We start from the raw sequence: 19,015 nt of genomic DNA on the forward strand, positions 1-19,015 counted from the left end.
TGCTCGCGAAAGATGTCTGGACACCGCGTTCATTCAGACAGCACGCGTTATCGTTCACGTCTTTCGCGAGCAGGCTCGCTCCCACAGGGGAGTGCGTGAAACACCCCATCAGTTGTGTCCAACCATTAGGCAGACTGGGAACAATCATCCGGTATATCGCCTCATTTGCCCCACGTCGTCGGGCAACCGGTGCACCCCTCCATATTCGCGTCCTGAAAATTCGCATAGTGCTGCCGTGCGCCGCTCAGATTCGCCTGTTCCAAATTGCTTTCCCCCAACTTGGCCTCTTGCAGATTGGCATCACTAAGATTGGCCCCCTTGAGGTCGGCCTTGCTCAACCAGGTCATCTCCAGATCCGCAGCCCGCAGATTGGCGTTGTGCATTTTGGCCCCGGACAGGCGGGCAAATTGCAGGTAAGCGCCACCAAGGTTGGCATCCTGAAATTGTGCACCCTGGGCGAACATCCCCCAGCCCTGAATCGCCATCAGGGTTGCCCCGGTGAAGTCGGCCAGGCGCAGGTTGCTTTGTTGCAGGCTGGCGCGGGTCAGGTTGGCGCCCTGTAATCGGGCTTTTTCCAGGTTGGCGAGATCGAGTCGGGCGTGGCGCAGGTCGGCATTGCGCAGGTCGGCACCGCTGAGGTTCATGCTGCGCAGGTCCTGATTGCTCAGGTTCGCGCCTTTGAGATCGGCGCCGGGGCATTGGCTGTGTTGGGCGACGGTGCAGCCGTTGATGATGAGCGGGGTGTCTTCGCCGTCGTCGGTGGCGTGAGCCAAAGGCAGTGTCAACATAAGGAATAAGGGAAGGTATTTCATTGCAGGTCCTCGAAATATGGAGGGCAGCTGGATACACACAAAACCTGTGGCTAGGGAGCTTTTGTGGCGAGGGGGTTTATCGGAATGCCGCACCACCCCGTTCGGCTGCGAAGCAGTCGTTAATCCAGGCAACTCGGTGTTCCTGGAAAATGTAGGGGGCCGCTTCGCGACCCAACGGGGGTAAACCCCCTCGCCACAAAAGCCCCCTCACCACAGGAGGTGGCGGATTACTTCTGCGCCGTCTTGTTATCCCAGCTCGGGATCTTGAACACCCAGAACGATCCGCCCTGAGCCACCGGTTTGGTCAGCTCGGCCATGTCACCGCCCCACAACGGCACCGCGCCGCCGTAACCGACGGTCACACCGACGTACTGCTCGCCGTCCTGTTCCCAAGTGATCGGTGGCGAGACGATGCCGCTGCCGGTCTGGAACTTCCACAGCTGCGCGCCGGTTTTCGCATCGAAGGCCTTGAGGAAACCGTCGCCGGTACCGGTGAATACCAGGTTGCCCTTGGTTGCCAGCACGCCGGCCCACAGTGGCAGTGCTTCTTTGTGCTCCCAGACCACTTTGCCGGTGGTGGGGTTCATCGCGCGCAGGCTGCCGACGTGATCGTCGTACATGCGCTTGATGCGGAAACCCATGCCCAGGTAAGCCGAGCCTTTTTTGTAGTTGACCTCTTCGGTCCAGTATTCCTCCTTCCAGTGGTTGCCCGGAATGTAGAACAGCCCGGTGTCCTGGCTGTAGGCCATCGGGTTCCAGTTCTTGCCACCGAGGAACGGCGGCGAAACCTCCACTGGCTTGCCCTTGGTCTCACCGGGCAACGGTTTGGCCGGACGCTGGCCCGGATTCTCCACCGGCTTGCCGGTCTTGAGATCGATGTGGCTGGCCCAAGTGATGTTGTCGACGAAGGGAAATGCGTTCTGCAATTTGCCGTTGTTGCGATCGACCACGTAGAAGAAACCGTTGCGGTCCGCATGGCCGGTGGCCTTGACCGTTTTGCCGTCCTTGTCCTTGTAGTCGAACAGCACCAGCTCGTTGTTGCCGGAGAAATCCCAGGCATCGTTCGGGGTGTGCTGGTAGAACCATTTCACCTCGCCGGTGCTCGGATCGACGCCGACCTGGCCCGAGGTGTAGAGGCTGTCGTAATCGTGAGGATTGCCGTCCTTGGAGGTCCGAGCCCAAGTATTCCAAGGGCCAGGATTGCCGGCGCCGACGATGATGGTGTTGGTTTCCGGATCGAAACTGGCGCTTTGCCAAGGGGCACCGCCGCCGTGGCTCCAGGCTTCGACCTTGCCGGTTTCGGTGGTCGGGTCATCAGGCCAGGATGGAGCCTTGACGTCGCCGGTCGTGGTGCTGTCCTTGCCGTTCAACCGGCCCATATGACCCTCGACGAAGGGCCGCATCCAGACCTCTTCACCCGTGTCGGGATCGCGGGCGAAGAGTTGCCCGACCACGCCGAACTCATCACCGGAGCTGCCGTGAATCAGCAGCACTTTGCCGGTGGTTTTGTCTTTGATCAGCACCGGGGCGCCGGTCATGGTGTAGCCGGCGGCGTGATCACCGAATTTCTTGTTCCACACCACTTTGCCGGTGTTCTTGTCCAGGGCGACCAGCCGCGCGTCGAGGGTGCCGAAGTAGATTTTGTCGCCAAAGATCGCCGCGCCGCGATTGACCACGTCGCAGCACGGACGAATGTTGTCCGGCAGGCGATGGTTGTACGTCCACAAGCGCTTGCCGGTCTTGGCGTCCAGGGCAAATACCCGCGAATAGGAACCGGTGACGTACACCACGCCGTCGCTGACGATGGCCTGGGATTCCTGGCCGCGCTGCTTCTCATCGCCAAACGAGTAGGACCAGGCCGGGGTCAGCTTGAACACGTTCTTGTCATTGATCTGGGCCAACGGGCTCCAGCGTTGGGCGTTGGTGCCCATGCCGTATTGCAGCACGTCCTTGGTGGTCAGGTGATCGTTGGCGATGTCTTCCCAACTCACATTGCGGGTGGGAGTGGCCGGTGCCGTCGCGCCGTAGCTGACAGCACTCAGGGACAGGCTGCCCACCAGCAGAAAAGCCTGCACGGCGATAGACAGCGGGGAAAGGGCGGGTAGCGATCTTATTGTCATGGTTGCAGTTCCCAGTGGAGGTTTTGGCCTGCACAGGGTGGTGTGCCCGACGTGTTGGCGGATACGGAAAAAGTCCCGCTGTTGCCGGGAATACTTCCCGTACGGCACCTGATTTAGGTGTGCGCCACAAGCCCTACTACCAAGGAACTAGACGGCGGCCACCAAAGCAGCATGGGGCTTGCGCGAAGCCGTTCCTAAGATGGGTGCCATAGCCTCTTCAAAGAGGTTTTGCGTGCAATCAAGAGGGCATAACAATGACAACAAGACGCAACGCCTTGCTCGTTGCCGGTTTGCTGGCCGGCTTTATCAGTGCAGGTTCTGTCTGGGCCCATGGCAACGTGGTCCCACAGGCTGTCGCCACCGCGGGCCTGACCCCGATCAAGGACGCTGGCGTACCGGTTGATGCCGATGGTTGGGCTGCGGTGAACCCTTATCGCACCACCCCGGAACACGATAAGGCCGTGGAAATCGGCTCTTCGGCGTACAACCAGAACTGTGCGGCCTGCCATGGCCTGGAAGCCAAGTCCGGCGGCATCGCCCCCGATTTGCGCCTGCTCGATGTCGGCGAGGCGGGTGATGAATGGTTCGTCGAACGCGTGCGCCACGGCGCGGTGCGTGATGGCCGGGTCTACATGCCGAAGATGGCCGATTACCTGAGTCAGGAAGCTTTGTGGGCGGTCCGCACTTACCTGGACACCGTTCGCGTCGAGGAATAACCCATGCGCCTGTTCGCTGTCTTGATCAGCGCTGTGTTGCTGTGCTGCCAGTCGGTGCAGGCGCAGGTCCGTACCTATGACGAAATGATCGCCGCCGGGGAACTGAAAGTGGCGGTCTACAAGGACTTCGCCCCTTACAGTTTTGAACACGACGGCCAGGCCCGGGGCGTTGATGTCGAACTTGCCGAGGCGTTGGCCAAGGCCCTTGGCGTGCGCCTGAGGTTGATTTGGGCGCCGGCCGGCGAGAAGCTCGATGACGACCTGCGCGATTACATCTGGCGTGCCAGTCAGTTGCACGATCTGCAACTGGCCGACCTGATGATGCGCGTGCCATACGATCGCGCCTACGCGCAGAAGCGCAATGAACTGGGCGAGCTGGAAAACGGCCATGTGGTGATGTTCGGCCCGTACCAGAACGAACAATGGCAGGTTGCTTATGATCGCCGCCGACTGGACAAAGTCGCTAGCGTCGCGGTGTTCGAGCACCACCCGATCGGCGTCGAAGTCGACAGCGTGCCGTCGTTCTACCTGACCTCGGTGTTCAACGGCATGCTCGCCGGCAAAACCCACCACTATCCCGGCGTACCCCAGGCTTTTGCCGCCATGAAGGCCGGTGAAGTCGATGCCGTCATGGCCATGCGCGGGGAGATCGACTGGCAGGTTCATGAAGCCAACGACCCGCAAGTGGCGCTGGCGGAAAACGCCTACCCGAACATGGGCAAGCAGCTGTGGGAGATCGGCATGGCGGTGCATGAAAGCAACCGTCAACTGGCCTATGCCGTGGAAGAGGCGCTGGAAACCTTGATTCGCGAGGGCTCGGTCAAGACCATTTATGGCCATTACGGCCTGCGCTATGACGTGCCTGAGATGTATCAACAGTGAACTGGCGAGCGGCTTGTCTGTTGGCCTGTTGGTTACCCATCGCCGCGCACGCGGTGGACATCGATCCGGGAAAAGACCCGGTGCCGTCGGTGATGTGGGCCTTTTATCACAAGCAAATGCTCGGGGATGCGCCGTTCGTGTTCGACGATCGGGTCAAGCTGCTGGCGCCGCCGTTCGCCGAAGACTCCCGGCAGGTGCCACTGGAAATTGACGCGCGGGCGTTCAAGGGCGAAGTGGTGAAAATCCTCGCCTGGGCCGAGCTCAACCCGTTGCCGAAAATCGTCGATTTCCAGCCGCTGGACCGCGTGCTGCCCTGGCTGTCGATTCGTATCCGCATTGAGCAGGCCACGCCGTTGCGTGCGGCGGTACTGACCCGTGATGGGGTGTGGCACGTCGGCTCGACGCTGATCGATGCGGCGGGCGGTGGTTGCACGGCGCCGAGCGTGGTACGCACTCAGCCGGGCTGGGAGGAGCACATCGGCGAAGTGCTCGGCGGTCGATATCCCCGTGGTGAGTTCAGCCGAGTGCGCATGCAGGTGGCGCACCCGATGGACAATGGCATGGTCAGCGGCATCCCGGAATTCTTCATCAGTCATGCCGAACTGCGGGATCAGAACGATCAATTGCTGGCCCGTCTTGAGCTGTTTCCCGCGGTCAGTGAAAACCCCAACCTGGCCTTCGATATCGAAGGGGCAGGGCAGACGCGCCTGATGCTGCGCGACAACAGCGGCAATCAATTCGATGCGGCCATACCCTGACCCAAAGGAGCGCGTGATGCGCTGGATGCTGCTGTTGTTCATGAGCTTGAGCCTGCCGGTTCTGGCCGAACTTGACTACTCACTCAAGCCCCGGCAGATCGCCGAAGACACCTGGCTGCTGGAGGGCAGCACCGATAATTTCGCCAAGGCCAATGGCGGCAACATCGTCAATACCGGGTTCATCGTCACCGAGCAGGGGGTGGTGGTGATCGACACCGGGCCGTCCAAACGCTACGGCGAAGCGATGCGCAAGGCAATCGCAGCGACCACCGACAAACCGGTGATCGAGGTGCTGCTGACCCATCATCATCCTGATCATGTGCTCGGCAACCAGGCCTTCAGTGATGTGCCAATCAGCGCGTTGGCCGGCACCACCGAACTGTTGCATCAGCAGGGCGATGCCATGGCCGAGAACATGTATCGCCTGGTGGGCGACTGGATGCGTGGCACCGAAGTGGTGTTGCCGACCCGGACGCTGACACCGGGCGTGCAAAGTTTTGGGAATCACGATCTGCGCCTGCTGGACCTGGGTGGGCACACAGGCGCGGATCTGGCTATTCTCGACCAGAAAACCGGCGTGCTGTTTGCCGGGGACCTGGTGTTTTACCAGCGGGCACTGACCACGCCCAACAGTCCGGGGCTGTCGGTATGGCTGGCGGACATCGCCACCCTCCAAGGCCTGCCGTGGACGCTGATCGTCCCCGGCCATGGACCGGTCGCCAGGGATCAACAGCCGTTCGAGCAGATGCGCGACTACCTGACCTGGCTTGACCAGCTCATGCGCGACGGCGCCGCCAATGGCAGTGATATGGCCGAGATGATCCGCAGCCCCATTCCCGAACGGTTTGCCGGGATCAGCCTGAGCCGCTACGAACTGATCCGCAGCGTCAGCCATCTGTATCCGCGCTACGAGCGCGCACAAATGACCCGTGTCGATTCCGCCGCGAACAGGCAATGATCGTTCCCACGCTCCCGCGTGGGAATGCCTCAAGGGACGCTCCGCGTTCCAGCTTTCGAAAGGGACGCGGAGCGTCCCGGGCTGCATTCCCACGCAGAGCGTGGGAACGATCAGTCAGCACTCATCTCATCCGACCCGGTACTAAGGAACTAGCAATCTCAGCACTGCGGGCAATTGTTCCAAGGGCGGCGGCGCCCAAGAATCTGCACCAGACCGGGAAAATTTCCCGGGTATAACAAAAACTGCAGAGGTAGCCGTCATGACCCAACCCGCACGTCGCCAACCCTTCGTCTTGAGTGTGCTGCTCAGTGCCATGCTGTTGTCTGGCTCGGCATTGGCCGGCGTCACTGATCAAGACATCCTCCAGGATCCCAAGAACCCGGGGCAGATCGTCACCAACGGTCTGGGCGTCCAGGGTCAGCGTTACAGCCCGCTGGACACGCTCAACGTCAACAACGTGAAGGACTTGCGGCCGGTCTGGGCATTCTCCTTCGGCGGTGAAAAACAACGCGGTCAGCAAGCACAGCCGATGATCAAGGACGGCGTGATGTACTTGACCGGTTCCTACTCGCGGGTGTTTGCGGTGGATGCGCGCACCGGCAAGAAGCTCTGGCAATACGATGCACGCCTGCCCGATGACATCCGTCCTTGCTGCGACGTGATCAACCGGGGTGTCGCGCTGTACGGCGACCTGGTGATCTTCGGCACCCTCGACGCCAAGCTTGTGGCCTTGAACAAGGACACCGGCAAAGTTGTCTGGAGCAAGAAAGTCGCCGACCACAAGGAAGGCTACTCCATCAGTGCCGCGCCGTTGGTGATCAACGGCAAACTGATCACCGGTGTCGCCGGTGGCGAGTTCGGGGTGGTAGGCAAAATCGAAGCCTACGACCCGAAAAACGGCAGCCTGCTGTGGAGCCGTCCCACCGTCGAAGGCCACATGGGCTACACCTACAAGGACGGCAAAGCGGTAGAGAACGGCATCTCCGGCGGTGAAGCAGGCAAGACCTGGCCCGGCGATCTCTGGAAAACCGGCGGCGCCGCTCCTTGGCTGGGCGGTTACTACGACCCGGAAACCAACCTGCTGCTGTTCGGCACCGGCAACCCGGCGCCGTGGAACTCGCACCTGCGTCCTGGCGACAACCTCTACTCGTCGTCGCGTCTGGCGCTCAACCCGGACGACGGCACCATCAAGTGGCACTTCCAGAGCACGCCTCACGACGGCTGGGACTATGACGGCGTGAACGAGCTGGTCTCGTTCAACTACACCGAAGGCGGCAAAGAGATCAAAGCCGCCGCCACCGCTGACCGCAACGGTTTTTTCTACGTGCTGGACCGCACCAACGGCAAATTCATTCGCGGCTTCCCGTTCGTGGACAAGATCACCTGGGCCACCGGCCTGGATAAAGAGGGACGGCCGATCTACAACGAAGCCAGCCGCCCAGGTGCTCCCGGCACCGAAGCCAAAGGCAGTTCGGTGTTCGTAGCCCCTGCGTTCCTCGGCGCGAAAAACTGGATGCCGATGGCTTACAACAAAGACACCGGATTGTTCTATGTGCCGTCCAACGAATGGGGCATGGACATCTGGAACGAAGGCATCGCCTACAAGAAAGGCGCGGCGTTCCTCGGTGCCGGTTTCACTATCAAACCGCTGAATGAAGACTACATAGGCGTGTTGCGCGCCATCGACCCGAAAACCGGCAAGGAAGTCTGGCGCCACAAGAACTTCGCGCCGCTGTGGGGCGGGGTGCTGACCACCAAGGGCAACCTGGTGTTCACCGGCACGCCTGAAGGCTTCCTGCAGGCGTTCAATGCCAAGACCGGCGAGAAAGTCTGGGAATTCCAGACCGGTTCCGGCGTACTCGGCTCGCCTGTGACCTGGGAAATGGACGGTGAACAGTACGTCTCGGTGTTGTCCGGCTGGGGCGGTGCTGTACCGCTGTGGGGCGGCGAAGTGGCCAAGCGCATCAAGGACTTCAACCAGGGCGGCATGCTCTGGACGTTCAAGCTGCCGAAAGACCTGGTGGCCAAGCACTGATACCTGCCACTGATCGTTCCCACGCTCCGCGTGGGAATGCAGCCCGGGACGCTCTGCGTCCCAAGAGCCGAACGCAGAGCGTCCGTAGAGGCATTCCCACGCAGAGCGTGGGAACGATCAAGACTGTGGCGCTCCAATCGCGAGCAAGCTCAGCTCCTACTACCAAATAACGAGAGTCCTCCTGCCAACGGCGCATTCGTCTGGCGCGCAGGGCTCTCTACTATCGGTTCATCGCCTGTTTGCCCGACAGGCATCGACCCAGACAGAGGCCCACCATGATCTACGCACAACCTGGCACACCTGGCGCCGTCGTTACGTTCAAACCGCGCTACGGCAATTTCATCGGCGGCGAGTTCGTTGCCCCGGTCAATGGTGAGTACTTCACCAACTCTTCGCCAGTTACCGGTGAAGTGATCGCCGAATTCCCTCGCTCCAGCGCCGCCGACATCGAGAAAGCCCTCGACGCCGCGCATGCCGCCGCTGACGCCTGGGGCAAGACCTCGGCGCAGGACCGCTCTCTGGTGCTGCTGAAAATCGCCGACCGCATCGAGCAGAACCTGGAAATCCTTGCCGTCACCGAAACCTGGGACAACGGCAAGGCCGTGCGCGAAACCCTGAATGCCGACGTGCCATTGGCCGCCGACCATTTCCGTTACTTCGCCGGTTGCATCCGCGCTCAAGAGGGCGGCGCCGCCGAGATCAACGAGCTGACCACCGCCTATCACTTCCACGAGCCGCTGGGCGTGGTCGGACAGATCATCCCGTGGAACTTCCCGCTGCTGATGGCCGCCTGGAAACTCGCCCCGGCCCTGGCCGCCGGTAACTGCGTGGTACTCAAGCCTGCCGAGCAGACGCCGCTGTCGATCATGGTTTTCGCTGAACTGATCGCCGATTTGCTGCCACCTGGCGTGCTGAACATCGTTCAGGGTTTCGGTCGCGAAGCCGGTGAGGCGCTGGCCACCAGCAAGCGCATCGCCAAGATTGCTTTCACCGGTTCCACTCCGATTGGCGCGCACATCATGAAATGCGCGGCCGAGAACATCATTCCAAGCACCGTTGAACTGGGCGGCAAGTCGCCGAACATCTTCTTCGAAGACATCATGCAAGCCGAGCCGCAGTTCATCGAGAAGGCTGCCGAAGGCTTGGTGCTGGCGTTCTTCAACCAGGGCGAAGTCTGCACCTGTCCTTCCCGCGCCTTGGTGCAGGAGTCGATCTACGACGACTTCATGAAAGTGGTGATGAAGAAGATCGTCAAGATCAAGCGCGGCAACCCGCTGGACACCGAAACCATGGTCGGCGCCCAGGCGTCCGAGCAGCAATACGACAAGATTCTCTCGTACCTGACAATTGCCCAGGAGGAGGGCGCCGAGCTGCTCACCGGCGGCGCGGCCGAGCGTCTTGAGGGCGACTTGTCGACGGGTTATTACATCCAGCCGACCCTGCTCAAGGGCCACAACAAAATGCGCGTGTTCCAGGAAGAAATCTTTGGCCCGGTGGTGGGTATCACCACCTTCAAGGACGAAGCCGAAGCCCTGGCGATTGCCAACGACAGCGAGTTTGGCCTCGGCGCCGGTCTGTGGACCCGCGACATCAACCGCGCCTACCGCATGGGCCGGGCGATCAAGGCCGGGCGTGTCTGGACCAACTGCTACCACCTGTACCCGGCCCACGCCGCGTTCGGTGGCTACAAGAAGTCCGGTGTCGGCCGTGAAAACCACAAGATGATGCTCGACCACTATCAGCAGACCAAAAACCTGCTGGTGAGCTACGACATCAACCCGATGGGGTTCTTCTAGTCCTACTCCGGTACCTGTGGCGAGGGAGCTTGCTCCCGCTCGACGGCGCAGCCGTCGCAATCCCGGAACCCCCGGTGTGCCTGATGCACCGGGTTGTCGGGAATGGGGTCGCTTCGCGACCCAGCGGGAGCAAGCTCCCTCGCCACACTGTTTTGTGTAATGCCTGCACCTTCTAACACCCCCTACCAATGCACGCCGCCACCTCGTTCGAAAGTAGCATTCGAGTGCCTGGCGCCCCGTGCATTAATGGCTTTACCGGAATCGTCCGGCATAAGAAGAGGATTGACCCATGTGGACTAAACCCGCGTTTACCGATCTGCGCATTGGCTTCGAAGTGACGATGTATTTCGCCAACCGCTGATTGTTCACCCGGCCAGCTGTTGCGTTGGCCGGGCCTGCCTTCTGGAGCATTGCCCATGCACATTCGCGTTCTCGGATCCGCCGCTGGCGGTGGTTTTCCGCAATGGAATTGCAACTGCCGCCAGTGCGCCGCGATGCGCAATGGCAGCCTGCGGGCCCAACGCCGCACCCAGTCCTCGATTGCCCTGAGCGACAACGGTGTGGATTGGGTGCTGTGCAATGCTTCACCGGACATTCGCGCGCAACTCGAGAGTTTCGCGCCGCTGCAACCGGCGCGCCGGTTGCGCGATACCGCAATTGCCGGCGTCGTCCTGCTGGACAGCCAGATCGACCATTGCACCGGCCTGTTGAGTCTGCGCGAAGGCTGCCCGCATCAGGTCTGGTGCACCGAACGGGTCCATGAAGACCTGAGTAGCGGCTTCCCGTTGTTCACCATGCTCAAGCACTGGAACGGCGGGTTGCAGTGGCAACCGGTCGGGCTCGACCGCGAGCCCTTCAGCATCCCGGCGTGTGCACACCTGAGATTTCGCGCGATCCCCTTGGTCAGCAACGCACCGCCGTACTCGCCCAATCGCGGCAATCCGCAGCCGGGCGACACCATTGGTTTATTTATCGAAGATCGACGCAGTGGTGCTTCGCTGTTCTACGCGCCGGGCCTGGGACAGGTCGACGATGAGGTGCTGAGCTGGATGCAACGCGCCGATTGCCTGTTGCTGGACGGCACCTTGTGGCGCGACGACGAGATGCGAGTCTGCGAGGTCGGCCAGAACCTGGGCAGTGAAATGGGTCACCTGTCGCAAAGCGGCCCCGGCGGCATGCTCGAAATCCTTGAGGGCTTCACCCGCCAGCGCAAGGTGCTGATCCACATCAACAACACCAACCCGATCCTCGATGAAGACTCCGCCGAGCGAGCGCTGCTTGAGCGGCGCGGGATCGAAGTGGCCTATGACGGCATGAGTATTGAGCTGTAGCGGAGGGCCTCTTCGCGAGCAAGCCCACTCCCACAGTTGATCGGTGTGAACACAGATTTTGTATACACCACAATCCCAATGTGGGAGCGAGCCTGCTCGCGATGGGGCCAGACCAGACACCGCAGATTCCCCGGAGAACCGCAATGACTGCCACCCCAATGACCCCCGCCGAATTCGAAGCAGCCCTGCGCGCCAAAGGCGCCTATTACCACATCCATCATCCATTCCACCAAGCCATGTACGCCGGCCGATCAACCCGCGAGCAGATTCAGGGCTGGGTCGCCAATCGCTTCTACTACCAGGTGAACATCCCCCTGAAGGACGCGGCGATTCTCGCCAACTGCCCGGACCGCGACGTGCGCCGGGAGTGGCTGCAACGAATTCTCGACCACGACGGTGCACCCGGCAGCGAAGGCGGCATCGAAGCCTGGCTGCGGCTGGGCGAAGCGGTGGGGCTGGATCGCGAGCAAATCCTCTCGCAGGAACTGGTGCTGCCCGGTGTTCGTTTCGCCGTCGACGCCTACGTCAATTTCGCCCGTCGCGCCTGTTGGCAGGAAGCCGCCAGCAGTTCGCTGACCGAGCTGTTTGCGCCACAGATCCACCAATCGCGACTCGATGCCTGGCCAACCCATTACCCGTGGATCGACGTCGGCGGTTACGACTATTTCCGTACTCGCCTGAGTCAGGCGCGACGGGATGTCGAGCATGGTTTACGCATCACCCTGGCGCACTACGTCACGGTCGAAGGCCAGCAACGCATGCTGGAAATCCTGCAATTCAAGCTCGACGTGCTGTGGAGCATGCTCGACGCCATGAGCATGGCCTACGAACTGGAGCGCCCGCCGTATCACACCGTCACCACGGAACAGGTCTGGCATCGGGGGATTGCCCTGTGAGCCTGATCAACCGCGAACAATCACCGTCGCTGCGCCAGGGCTTTCGCCTGCAATGGGAGCCGCGTCAGGACTGTCACGTGCTGCTGTACCCCGAAGGCATGATCAAACTTAACGACAGTGCCGGGCAGATCCTCGATCTGGTAGACGGCCAGCGCAGCGTTGCGGCGATCATTGATCAACTGTCCGCGAATTTCCCCGGCGTACCGGGGATCGACGAAGATGTGCTGGCGTTTCTGGAGGTGGCCCATGCTCAATTCTGGATCGAGTGACTCGCGTCCGGGTCCGCCGCTGTGGCTGTTGGCGGAGTTGACTTACCGTTGCCCGCTGCAATGCCCGTATTGCTCCAACCCGCTGGACTTTGCCCAATCAGGCGAAGAGTTGAGCACCGAAGAATGGATCCGGGTATTCCGCGAAGCCCGAGAGATGGGCGCCGCGCAATTGGGCTTTTCCGGCGGCGAGCCGTTGGTAAGACAGGACCTGGCCGAACTGATCAAGGCCGCCCGGGACATGGGTTACTACACCAACCTGATCACCTCGGGCATTGGCTTGACCGAACAGAAAGTCCGCGATTTCAAGGTCGCGGGCCTGGACCATATCCAGATCAGCTTCCAGGCCGCCGACGAAGCGGTGAACAACATGCTCGCCGGTTCGCGCAAGGCCTTCGCCCAGAAACTCGCCATGGCCCAAGCGGTGAAAGCCCAGGGCTATCCGATGGTGCTGAACTTTGTAACCCATCGGCACAACATCGACCAGATCGCGCAGATCATCGACTTGTGCCTGGAGCTGGAGGCCGATTTCGTCGAATTGGCGACGTGCCAGTTTTACGGTTGGGCCGAGCTCAACCGCGTCGGCCTGTTGCCCACGCGTGAACAATTGCAGCGTGCCGAGCGCATCACCAACGAATACCGCGAGCGTCTTGAAGCACAGGGCCACCCGTGCAAGTTGATCTTCGTCACCCCGGATTACTACGAAGAACGCCCCAAGACCTGCATGAACGGCTGGGCCAATCTGTTTCTCGACATCACCCCCGACGGCACGGCATTGCCTTGCCACAGCGCCCGCCAGTTGCCGGTGCAGTTTCCCAACGTGCGCGAGCACAGCATCGAGCACATCTGGACTGATTCTTTCGGTTTCAATCGCTTTCGTGGCGATGACTGGATGAAGGAGCCGTGCCGCTCCTGCGATGAAAAGCACAAGGATCTGGGCGGCTGCCGCTGCCAGGCATTCATGCTGACCGGCGACGCCGCCAACGCTGACCCGGTGTGCAGCAAATCCCCGCACCACGGTGTGATTCTCAAGGCCCGCGAGGAAGCCGAGGCGCCGGGGCTGGGCATGGAACACCTGACGTTACGCAACGAGAAGGCTTCTCGATTGATCTACCGCGGATGAATCAAACAACACAAATCCCCTGTGGGAGTGAGCCTGCTCGCGATAGCGGTCTTCCAGCCACCATTGATGCTGCCTGACACTCCGTCATCGCGAGCAGGCTCGCTCCCTCAGGGGATTTGCGGTGGACACAGGATTTGAGTACACCAGCCGTGCTACCCATTGGTCTGATTGCATTCACTGCCGGATGGTTTAGTGTGGGCATTACCTTCCAAAACAATAAAAACAGGCTTTCCAATGAGCCAGAGTCTCAGTCAACTGCGTAAATTCGTTTCGCCTGAAATCATCTTTGGTGCCGGCTGCCGGCACAACGTCGGCAATTGCGCCAAAACCTTTGGTGCCCGCAAGGTGCTGCTGGTCAGCGATCCCGGTGTGATTGCCGCCGGTTGGGTCGCTGATGTCGAGGCCAGCCTGCAGGCCCAGGGCATCGAGTACGTCCTGTACAGCGCGGTCTCGCCCAACCCGCGGGTCGAAGAAGTGATGCTCGGCGCCGATCTGTACCGGGAAAACCATTGCGATGTGATCGTGGCCGTCGGTGGCGGCAGCCCGATGGATTGCGGCAAAGGCATTGGCATTGTCGTCGCCCATGGGCGCAGCATTCTCGAATTCGAAGGCGTGGACACCATCCGCGTCCCGAGCCCGCCGCTGATCCTGATTCCGACCACCGCCGGGACCTCGGCCGATGTCTCGCAATTCGTGATCATCTCCAACCAGCAAGAACGCATGAAATTCTCCATCGTCAGTAAGGCGGTGGTGCCGGACGTGTCGCTGATCGACCCGGAAACCACGTTGAGCATGGACCCGTTCCTGTCGGCCTGTACCGGCATCGATGCATTGGTGCATGCCATCGAAGCGTTTGTATCCACCGGTCACGGGCCGTTGACCGATCCCCACGCACTTGAAGCGATGCGCCTGATCAACGGCAACCTGGTGCAGATGATCGCCAACCCGCACGACATTGCCTTGCGCGAGAAAATCATGCTCGGCAGCATGCAGGCCGGGCTGGCGTTCTCCAACGCGATCCTCGGCGCGGTGCACGCCATGTCCCACAGCCTCGGTGGCTTTCTCGACTTGCCTCATGGGCTGTGCAACGCGGTGCTGGTGGAACACGTGGTGGCGTTCAACTACAGCTCGGCGCCCGAGCGCTTCAAGGTGATCGCCGAGACCTTTGGCATCGATTGCCGTGGCTTGAATCACCGTCAGATTTGCGGGCGTCTGGTCGAACACCTGATTGCGTTGAAACACGCCATCGGCTTCCACGAAACCCTCGGATTGCACGGGGTCAGCACCGCGGACATTCCGTTCCTGTCGCAACACGCCATGCACGACCCGTGCATCCTGACCAACCCGCGCGAGTCCAGTCAGCGTGATGTCGAGGTCGTCTATGGCGAAGCCCTCTGACGAACAGCAACGGGCGCTGGCGGGGTTACTGGGATTAGGCAGCCACTCGGCGCGCAAGAGTCATTACCCGGAACTGGCCGCGCGCCTCGACGAGCTGGAAGCCGAGCGCAATCGCTACAAATGGCTGTTCGAAAACGCGGTCCACGGGATCTTCCAGGCCAGCCTCCTGGAAGGCATGCGCGCCGCCAACCCGGCACTGGCGCGGATGCTCGGCTACGACAATCCCCAGGAAGTGCTGTTTTCGCTGGCTGATCTGGCGAGCAACCTGTTTGTCAACGGCGCGCAAGAGCTGGAAAACATCGGTGAAATGCTCAAGCGCGAGCGCAGTCTGCTTGGCTACGAAACCCAATTGCGGCGCAAGGATGGCAGCAGCGTCGACGTGTTGATGAACCTGTTGCTCAAACCTGATCAGGAAGGGCTGGTGGAAGGTTTTGTCGCCGACATCACTGAACGCAAACTCGCCCAGCAGCGTCTGCAACAACTCAATGATGAACTGGAGCAGCGGGTCACCGCGCGCACCGACGAATTGCTGGAAGCCAACCGTAACCTGCAACAGCAAATCACCCAGCGTAAACAGATCGCCCAAGCCTTGCGCGATGCCCGGGACGCCGCCGAGGCCGCCAATCGCAGCAAGGACAAATACCTCGCCGCCGCCAGTCATGACCTGTTGCAACCGCTCAATGCCGCGCGTTTGCTGATCTCGACCCTGCGCGAACGCAAGCTGCCCGACGTCGAACAGGTGCTGGTGGAGCGGACTCACCAGGCGCTCGAAGGGGCGGAGGATCTGCTCACCGATTTGCTGGATATTTCCCGGCTCGATCAGGCCGCGGTCAAACCGGATATTGCGCTGTATCGCCTCGATGAATTGCTCGCGCCGCTGGTGTCGGAGTTCCAGTCAGTGGCCCAGGCCGCAGGGTTGAACCTGCGGGTGCACATGGGCGATTACGCCATCAGCACCGACCTGCGGCTGATGACGCGGATTCTGCGCAACTTCCTCAGCAACGCCTGTCGCTACACCGACGAAGGCAGCATCCTGCTGGGGGCCAGGCGCCGGGGTGAAATGCTGCGCCTGGAAGTCTGGGACACCGGGCGCGGGATCGCGGCGGACCGACTGGATTCGATCTTCCTCGAGTTCAACCAACTGGACGTCGGCCGCGCCGCCGACCGCAAGGGTGTGGGCCTGGGGCTGGCCATCGTTGAGCGCATCGCCAAGATCCTCGGCTACAAAGTCGGGGTTCATTCGTTGCCGGGGCGCGGCTCGATGTTCAGCATCGACGTGCCGATTTCCCATGAGGTTCCGCTGCCGATCAGTTTGGCGGCACCACAACCCGGCACCGGAAATCCATTGCCTGGCCGGCGTTTGCTGGTACTGGACAATGAAGTGAGCATCCTCGAAAGCATGAGCGCGCTGCTCGGGCAATGGGGCTGCGAGGTGGTCACGGCCACCGATGAGTTCTCTGCATTGGCTGCGTTGCAGGGGCGAGCGCCGGAATTGATTCTGGCGGACTACCATCTCGATCACGGCGTGGTGGGCTGCGATGTGGTCAGGCATTTGCGCGAGCATTACCACCAGGCCATTCCGGCAGTGATCATCACTGCCGACCGCACGGATCAGTGTCGGCGCTCATTGCAGCGACTCGATGCGCCACTGCTGAACAAACCGGTGAAACCCGGCAAGTTGCGCGCGGTGCTGAGTCAGTTGCTGGGGTAGCGATAGTGCAGGCTGAAACCGAGCTCGGCTGACTCGCCTTGCTTCAGCAAACGCAATCCTCGCACCAGTGGCAGAGCCGTGCCGCGCATGCTCCAGTTGACGACGCTGCCACCGAGTTCGGGGCGAGGGTGAGGTGGGTGAATTCGTCTTCGAGTTCCAGAGTTATTGGCGTCATGTTGATTTTTACTAGCTCATTGAAAGGCTTTTGTGGCGAGGGAGCTTGCTCCCGCTCGGCTGCGAAGCAGTCGCAAATACAGGAAACTCGGACTGTCTGAAAAATTGCAGGGGGCCGCTGCGCGACCCAGCGGGAGCAAGCTCCCTCGCCACAGGGAGACCTCGCCAGCCAAGTCACATCATTCAAAGCTGGGTGATCAGCAATCGTTGAACAACGGCTCCGGCAAGCCTTTGACGCCGGGATCTAGGGCGAACACACCGCCGGCCAGTGACTGTTCGTCATGGTCGTCGCCGGGTCGGATCGAGGTTACGAACAGGGTGTCCAGGCGACTGCCGCCGAAGGCGCACATGCTTGGTTTTTTCACCGGCACGGCGAGGGAACGGTCCAGCCGGCCGTCGGGAGTGAAACGGTGAATCAACCCGGCGTCATTGGCGCAAATCCAGTAGCAGCCTTCGGCATCGACCGCTGCGCCATCGGGACGACCAGCGAACTGATGCATGTCGACAAACAGCCGTCGGTTGGACGGTGTGCCACTGTCGGTGTCGTAATCGAAGGCCCAGATTTGCTGGACCAGAGGATGAGAGTCAGACAGGTACATCGTCCGCCCGTCCGGGCTGAAACCCAGACCGTTGGGCACGATAAACCCGCCGAGTTGCACCTCGAGCGGCCCGTGTTGCCCGGCGCTGTAGCGGTAAAGCGCGCCGTCGGCAGCGTTGGCGCCCATGTTCAGCACCATGCTGCCGGCCCAGAAACGCCCCTGACGATCGCAGCGACCGTCGTTCAGGCGCATGTCTGTGCGGGCGTGTTCGACCGGCGCCAGGAGATTGCTGTCGAGGCTGCCATCGTTATGCGGGTGCAGGTGAAAGAACCCGCTTTCCATCCCTGCAACCCAACCGCCATCGCGGTGACGTGCAATGCAGGCAAGCATCTGCGGTGCTCTCCAGGCGTGGACATGGCCGGTTTCGGCGCTCCAGCGCTGAAGTCCACCGGCAGGAATATCGACCCAATACAGGGCGTTTTCCTCGGGCACCCAGACCGGGCATTCACCGACTGCGTTGCGGGCATCGACGATCAATTCGGCTTGCATGACAGCTCATTCCCTCGGGTTTTTGTTGTCGGGATCAATGATGTGCGCGGGTTCAGTCGCCGAACGGGCCGGACGCGACAAACGCACCCCCCTGGTAGACCCGTGCCGGGTCATCAGCGGCTGGTATTGGTTGGGCTTCGATTTTTTCGCGGAACACTTCGGAGCTGTCCTGGGGTTCATAACCCAGGCAGGTGGCGAAACGGTTGTCCCACCAGACGTTCTTGTTGTCGGACATGCCGTAGACCACGGTGTGGCCGACATCAGGGGCGTACAGCGCGCATTCGAGCAATTGCGTCAGGTCGCCGAAGCTCAACCAGGTGCTCATCATTCGGCGATTCAGCGGTTCCGGGAACGAGGAGCCGATGCGCACGCTGACGGTCTCGATGCCGTAGCGGTCGAAGTAGAAACTGGCCATGTCTTCGCCATAGGACTTGGACAAACCGTAGTAGCTGTCCGGGCGGCGAGGAGAGTGGGCGTCGATCACTTCATCCTGCTTGTAGAAGCCGATCACGTGGTTGGAACTGGCGAAAATCACTCGCTTCACACCATGGCGGCGAGCGGCTTCATAAATGTGGAACACGCCGCAGATGTTGGCGCCGAGGATCTCTTCGAACGAGTGCTCCGTCGACACGCCACCGAAATGCAGGATCGCGTCCACGCCTTCAACCAACTGATGGACTGCCTGCTTGTCTGCCAGATCGCAGGGCACGACCTCTTCACGGTCATCGATGGCCGGGGCGATGTCGGCGATGTCCGACAGGCGAATCACATTGGCGTAGGGCCGCAGGCGTTCGCGCAGGACTTTACCGAGGCCACCGGCGGCACCGGTCAGGAGGAGACGATTGAAAGGGGCTGGGGGAGTAGTGGTCATGGAAGTCCCTGATACGCAGTTATTGTTAGTTGTTGTAGGTTGTCGTATGACTGTGGCGAAGTATCGTTAGCCTTTCTGGT

The 19,015-nt window shown here is 61.1% G+C and carries 17 protein-coding genes; 13 read left to right on the forward strand and 4 right to left on the reverse strand.

The features are described from left to right. Positions 1–161: 161 nt before the first annotated feature. Both BLW70_RS18055 and exaA read right to left on the reverse strand, forming a co-directional pair. Positions 162–812, reverse strand: coding sequence for a pentapeptide repeat-containing protein (locus BLW70_RS18055; protein ID WP_074876172.1), 651 nt, complete (start codon positions 810–812; stop codon positions 162–164). A 227-nt stretch (positions 813–1,039) separates the two neighbouring features. Beyond that, positions 1,040–2,932: a quinoprotein ethanol dehydrogenase gene (exaA, locus tag BLW70_RS18060; RefSeq protein ID WP_074876174.1), complete on the reverse strand. Its 1,893-nt coding sequence runs from the start codon at positions 2,930–2,932 to the stop codon at positions 1,040–1,042. 254 nt (positions 2,933–3,186) lie between these two features. On the opposite strand from exaA, the gene pedF reads away from it, so the two are divergent. The 13 genes from pedF (at position 3,187) to BLW70_RS18125 (ending at position 16,802) form a co-directional block, all read left to right on the forward strand. Beyond that, positions 3,187–3,648, forward strand: a complete 462-nt coding sequence (pedF, locus tag BLW70_RS18065) for a cytochrome c-550 PedF (RefSeq protein WP_074876176.1) — start codon at positions 3,187–3,189, stop codon at positions 3,646–3,648. 3 nt (positions 3,649–3,651) lie between these two features. Further along, positions 3,652–4,530 (forward strand): substrate-binding periplasmic protein, encoded by an 879-nt coding sequence (locus BLW70_RS18070; RefSeq protein WP_074876178.1) that lies wholly within the window; start codon positions 3,652–3,654, stop codon positions 4,528–4,530. After that, positions 4,527–5,288: a quinoprotein dehydrogenase-associated SoxYZ-like carrier gene (locus BLW70_RS18075; protein WP_074876180.1), complete on the forward strand. Its 762-nt coding sequence runs from the start codon at positions 4,527–4,529 to the stop codon at positions 5,286–5,288. The genes BLW70_RS18070 and BLW70_RS18075 overlap by 4 nt, the downstream gene beginning before the upstream one ends. Before the next feature lie 16 nt (positions 5,289–5,304). After that, on the forward strand, positions 5,305–6,246 hold the full coding sequence (locus BLW70_RS18080; RefSeq protein ID WP_074876181.1) for a quinoprotein relay system zinc metallohydrolase 1: 942 nt from the start codon (positions 5,305–5,307) through the stop codon (positions 6,244–6,246). Positions 6,247–6,505: 259 nt separating this feature from the next. Next, positions 6,506–8,281, forward strand: coding sequence for a PQQ-dependent methanol/ethanol family dehydrogenase (locus tag BLW70_RS18085; protein WP_074876182.1), 1,776 nt, complete (start codon positions 6,506–6,508; stop codon positions 8,279–8,281). Positions 8,282–8,556: 275 nt separating this feature from the next. Further along, a complete protein-coding gene (gene exaC, locus BLW70_RS18090) occupies positions 8,557–10,077 on the forward strand; it encodes an acetaldehyde dehydrogenase ExaC (protein ID WP_074876184.1) in 1,521 nt (506 codons plus the stop codon). Between the two features lie 289 nt (positions 10,078–10,366). Next, positions 10,367–10,438, forward strand: a complete 72-nt coding sequence (gene pqqA / locus BLW70_RS18095; RefSeq protein ID WP_003253598.1) for a pyrroloquinoline quinone precursor peptide PqqA — start codon at positions 10,367–10,369, stop codon at positions 10,436–10,438. 55 nt (positions 10,439–10,493) lie between these two features. After that, positions 10,494–11,408 carry a pyrroloquinoline quinone biosynthesis protein PqqB gene (gene pqqB / locus BLW70_RS18100; RefSeq protein WP_074876185.1) on the forward strand — a complete coding sequence of 305 codons (915 nt, stop codon included), beginning with the start codon at positions 10,494–10,496 and terminating at the stop codon, positions 11,406–11,408. 143 nt (positions 11,409–11,551) lie between these two features. After that, a complete protein-coding gene (pqqC, locus tag BLW70_RS18105) occupies positions 11,552–12,304 on the forward strand; it encodes a pyrroloquinoline-quinone synthase PqqC (protein ID WP_074876187.1) in 753 nt (250 codons plus the stop codon). Continuing rightward, a complete protein-coding gene (pqqD, locus tag BLW70_RS18110) occupies positions 12,301–12,573 on the forward strand; it encodes a pyrroloquinoline quinone biosynthesis peptide chaperone PqqD (protein WP_074876190.1) in 273 nt (90 codons plus the stop codon). The genes pqqC and pqqD overlap by 4 nt, the downstream gene beginning before the upstream one ends. Further along, positions 12,551–13,693 (forward strand): pyrroloquinoline quinone biosynthesis protein PqqE, encoded by a 1,143-nt coding sequence (gene pqqE / locus BLW70_RS18115; RefSeq protein WP_074876192.1) that lies wholly within the window; start codon positions 12,551–12,553, stop codon positions 13,691–13,693. Before pqqD ends, pqqE begins: the two co-directional genes overlap by 23 nt. A gap of 234 nt (positions 13,694–13,927) precedes the next feature. Next, entirely contained in the window at positions 13,928–15,091 is a 1,164-nt protein-coding gene (ercA, locus tag BLW70_RS18120) for an alcohol dehydrogenase-like regulatory protein ErcA (RefSeq protein WP_074876193.1), read from the forward strand. Further along, entirely contained in the window at positions 15,075–16,802 is a 1,728-nt protein-coding gene (locus BLW70_RS18125) for a PAS domain-containing hybrid sensor histidine kinase/response regulator (RefSeq protein WP_074876195.1), read from the forward strand. Before ercA ends, BLW70_RS18125 begins: the two co-directional genes overlap by 17 nt. Positions 16,803–17,173: 371 nt before the next feature. Here BLW70_RS18125 and BLW70_RS18130 read toward each other — a convergent pair whose 3' ends face one another. Together BLW70_RS18130 and BLW70_RS18135 are read right to left on the reverse strand one after the other, a co-directional pair. Continuing rightward, on the reverse strand, positions 17,174–18,064 hold the full coding sequence (locus tag BLW70_RS18130; protein WP_074876197.1) for an SMP-30/gluconolactonase/LRE family protein: 891 nt from the start codon (positions 18,062–18,064) through the stop codon (positions 17,174–17,176). Between the two features lie 52 nt (positions 18,065–18,116). Beyond that, positions 18,117–18,935, reverse strand: coding sequence for an NAD-dependent epimerase/dehydratase family protein (locus BLW70_RS18135; protein ID WP_074876198.1), 819 nt, complete (start codon positions 18,933–18,935; stop codon positions 18,117–18,119). Positions 18,936–19,015 lie beyond the last annotated feature (80 nt).

Source organism: Pseudomonas frederiksbergensis (assembly GCF_900105495.1).
In the GTDB taxonomy this organism is placed as follows: Bacteria; Pseudomonadota; Gammaproteobacteria; order Pseudomonadales; family Pseudomonadaceae; genus Aquipseudomonas; species Aquipseudomonas frederiksbergensis.

What these genes read in the sequence shown, in the direction of transcription:
- ercA (WP_074876193.1), top strand. Translation starts at nt 13,928, where the DNA reads ATGAGCCAGAGTCTCAGTCAACTGCGTAAATTCGTTTCGCCTGAAATC.
- BLW70_RS18085 (WP_074876182.1), top strand. Translation starts at nt 6,506, where the DNA reads ATGACCCAACCCGCACGTCGCCAACCCTTCGTCTTGAGTGTGCTGCTC.
- BLW70_RS18130 (WP_074876197.1), bottom strand. Translation starts at nt 18,064, where the DNA reads ATGCAAGCCGAATTGATCGTCGATGCCCGCAACGCAGTCGGTGAATGC.
- BLW70_RS18135 (WP_074876198.1), bottom strand. Translation starts at nt 18,935, where the DNA reads ATGACCACTACTCCCCCAGCCCCTTTCAATCGTCTCCTCCTGACCGGT.
- pqqB (WP_074876185.1), top strand. Translation starts at nt 10,494, where the DNA reads ATGCACATTCGCGTTCTCGGATCCGCCGCTGGCGGTGGTTTTCCGCAA.
- BLW70_RS18070 (WP_074876178.1), top strand. Translation starts at nt 3,652, where the DNA reads ATGCGCCTGTTCGCTGTCTTGATCAGCGCTGTGTTGCTGTGCTGCCAG.
- pedF (WP_074876176.1), top strand. Translation starts at nt 3,187, where the DNA reads ATGACAACAAGACGCAACGCCTTGCTCGTTGCCGGTTTGCTGGCCGGC.
- exaA (WP_074876174.1), bottom strand. Translation starts at nt 2,932, where the DNA reads ATGACAATAAGATCGCTACCCGCCCTTTCCCCGCTGTCTATCGCCGTG.
- BLW70_RS18055 (WP_074876172.1), bottom strand. Translation starts at nt 812, where the DNA reads ATGAAATACCTTCCCTTATTCCTTATGTTGACACTGCCTTTGGCTCAC.
- pqqC (WP_074876187.1), top strand. Translation starts at nt 11,552, where the DNA reads ATGACTGCCACCCCAATGACCCCCGCCGAATTCGAAGCAGCCCTGCGC.
- exaC (WP_074876184.1), top strand. Translation starts at nt 8,557, where the DNA reads ATGATCTACGCACAACCTGGCACACCTGGCGCCGTCGTTACGTTCAAA.
- BLW70_RS18125 (WP_074876195.1), top strand. Translation starts at nt 15,075, where the DNA reads ATGGCGAAGCCCTCTGACGAACAGCAACGGGCGCTGGCGGGGTTACTG.
- pqqE (WP_074876192.1), top strand. Translation starts at nt 12,551, where the DNA reads ATGCTCAATTCTGGATCGAGTGACTCGCGTCCGGGTCCGCCGCTGTGG.
- BLW70_RS18080 (WP_074876181.1), top strand. Translation starts at nt 5,305, where the DNA reads ATGCGCTGGATGCTGCTGTTGTTCATGAGCTTGAGCCTGCCGGTTCTG.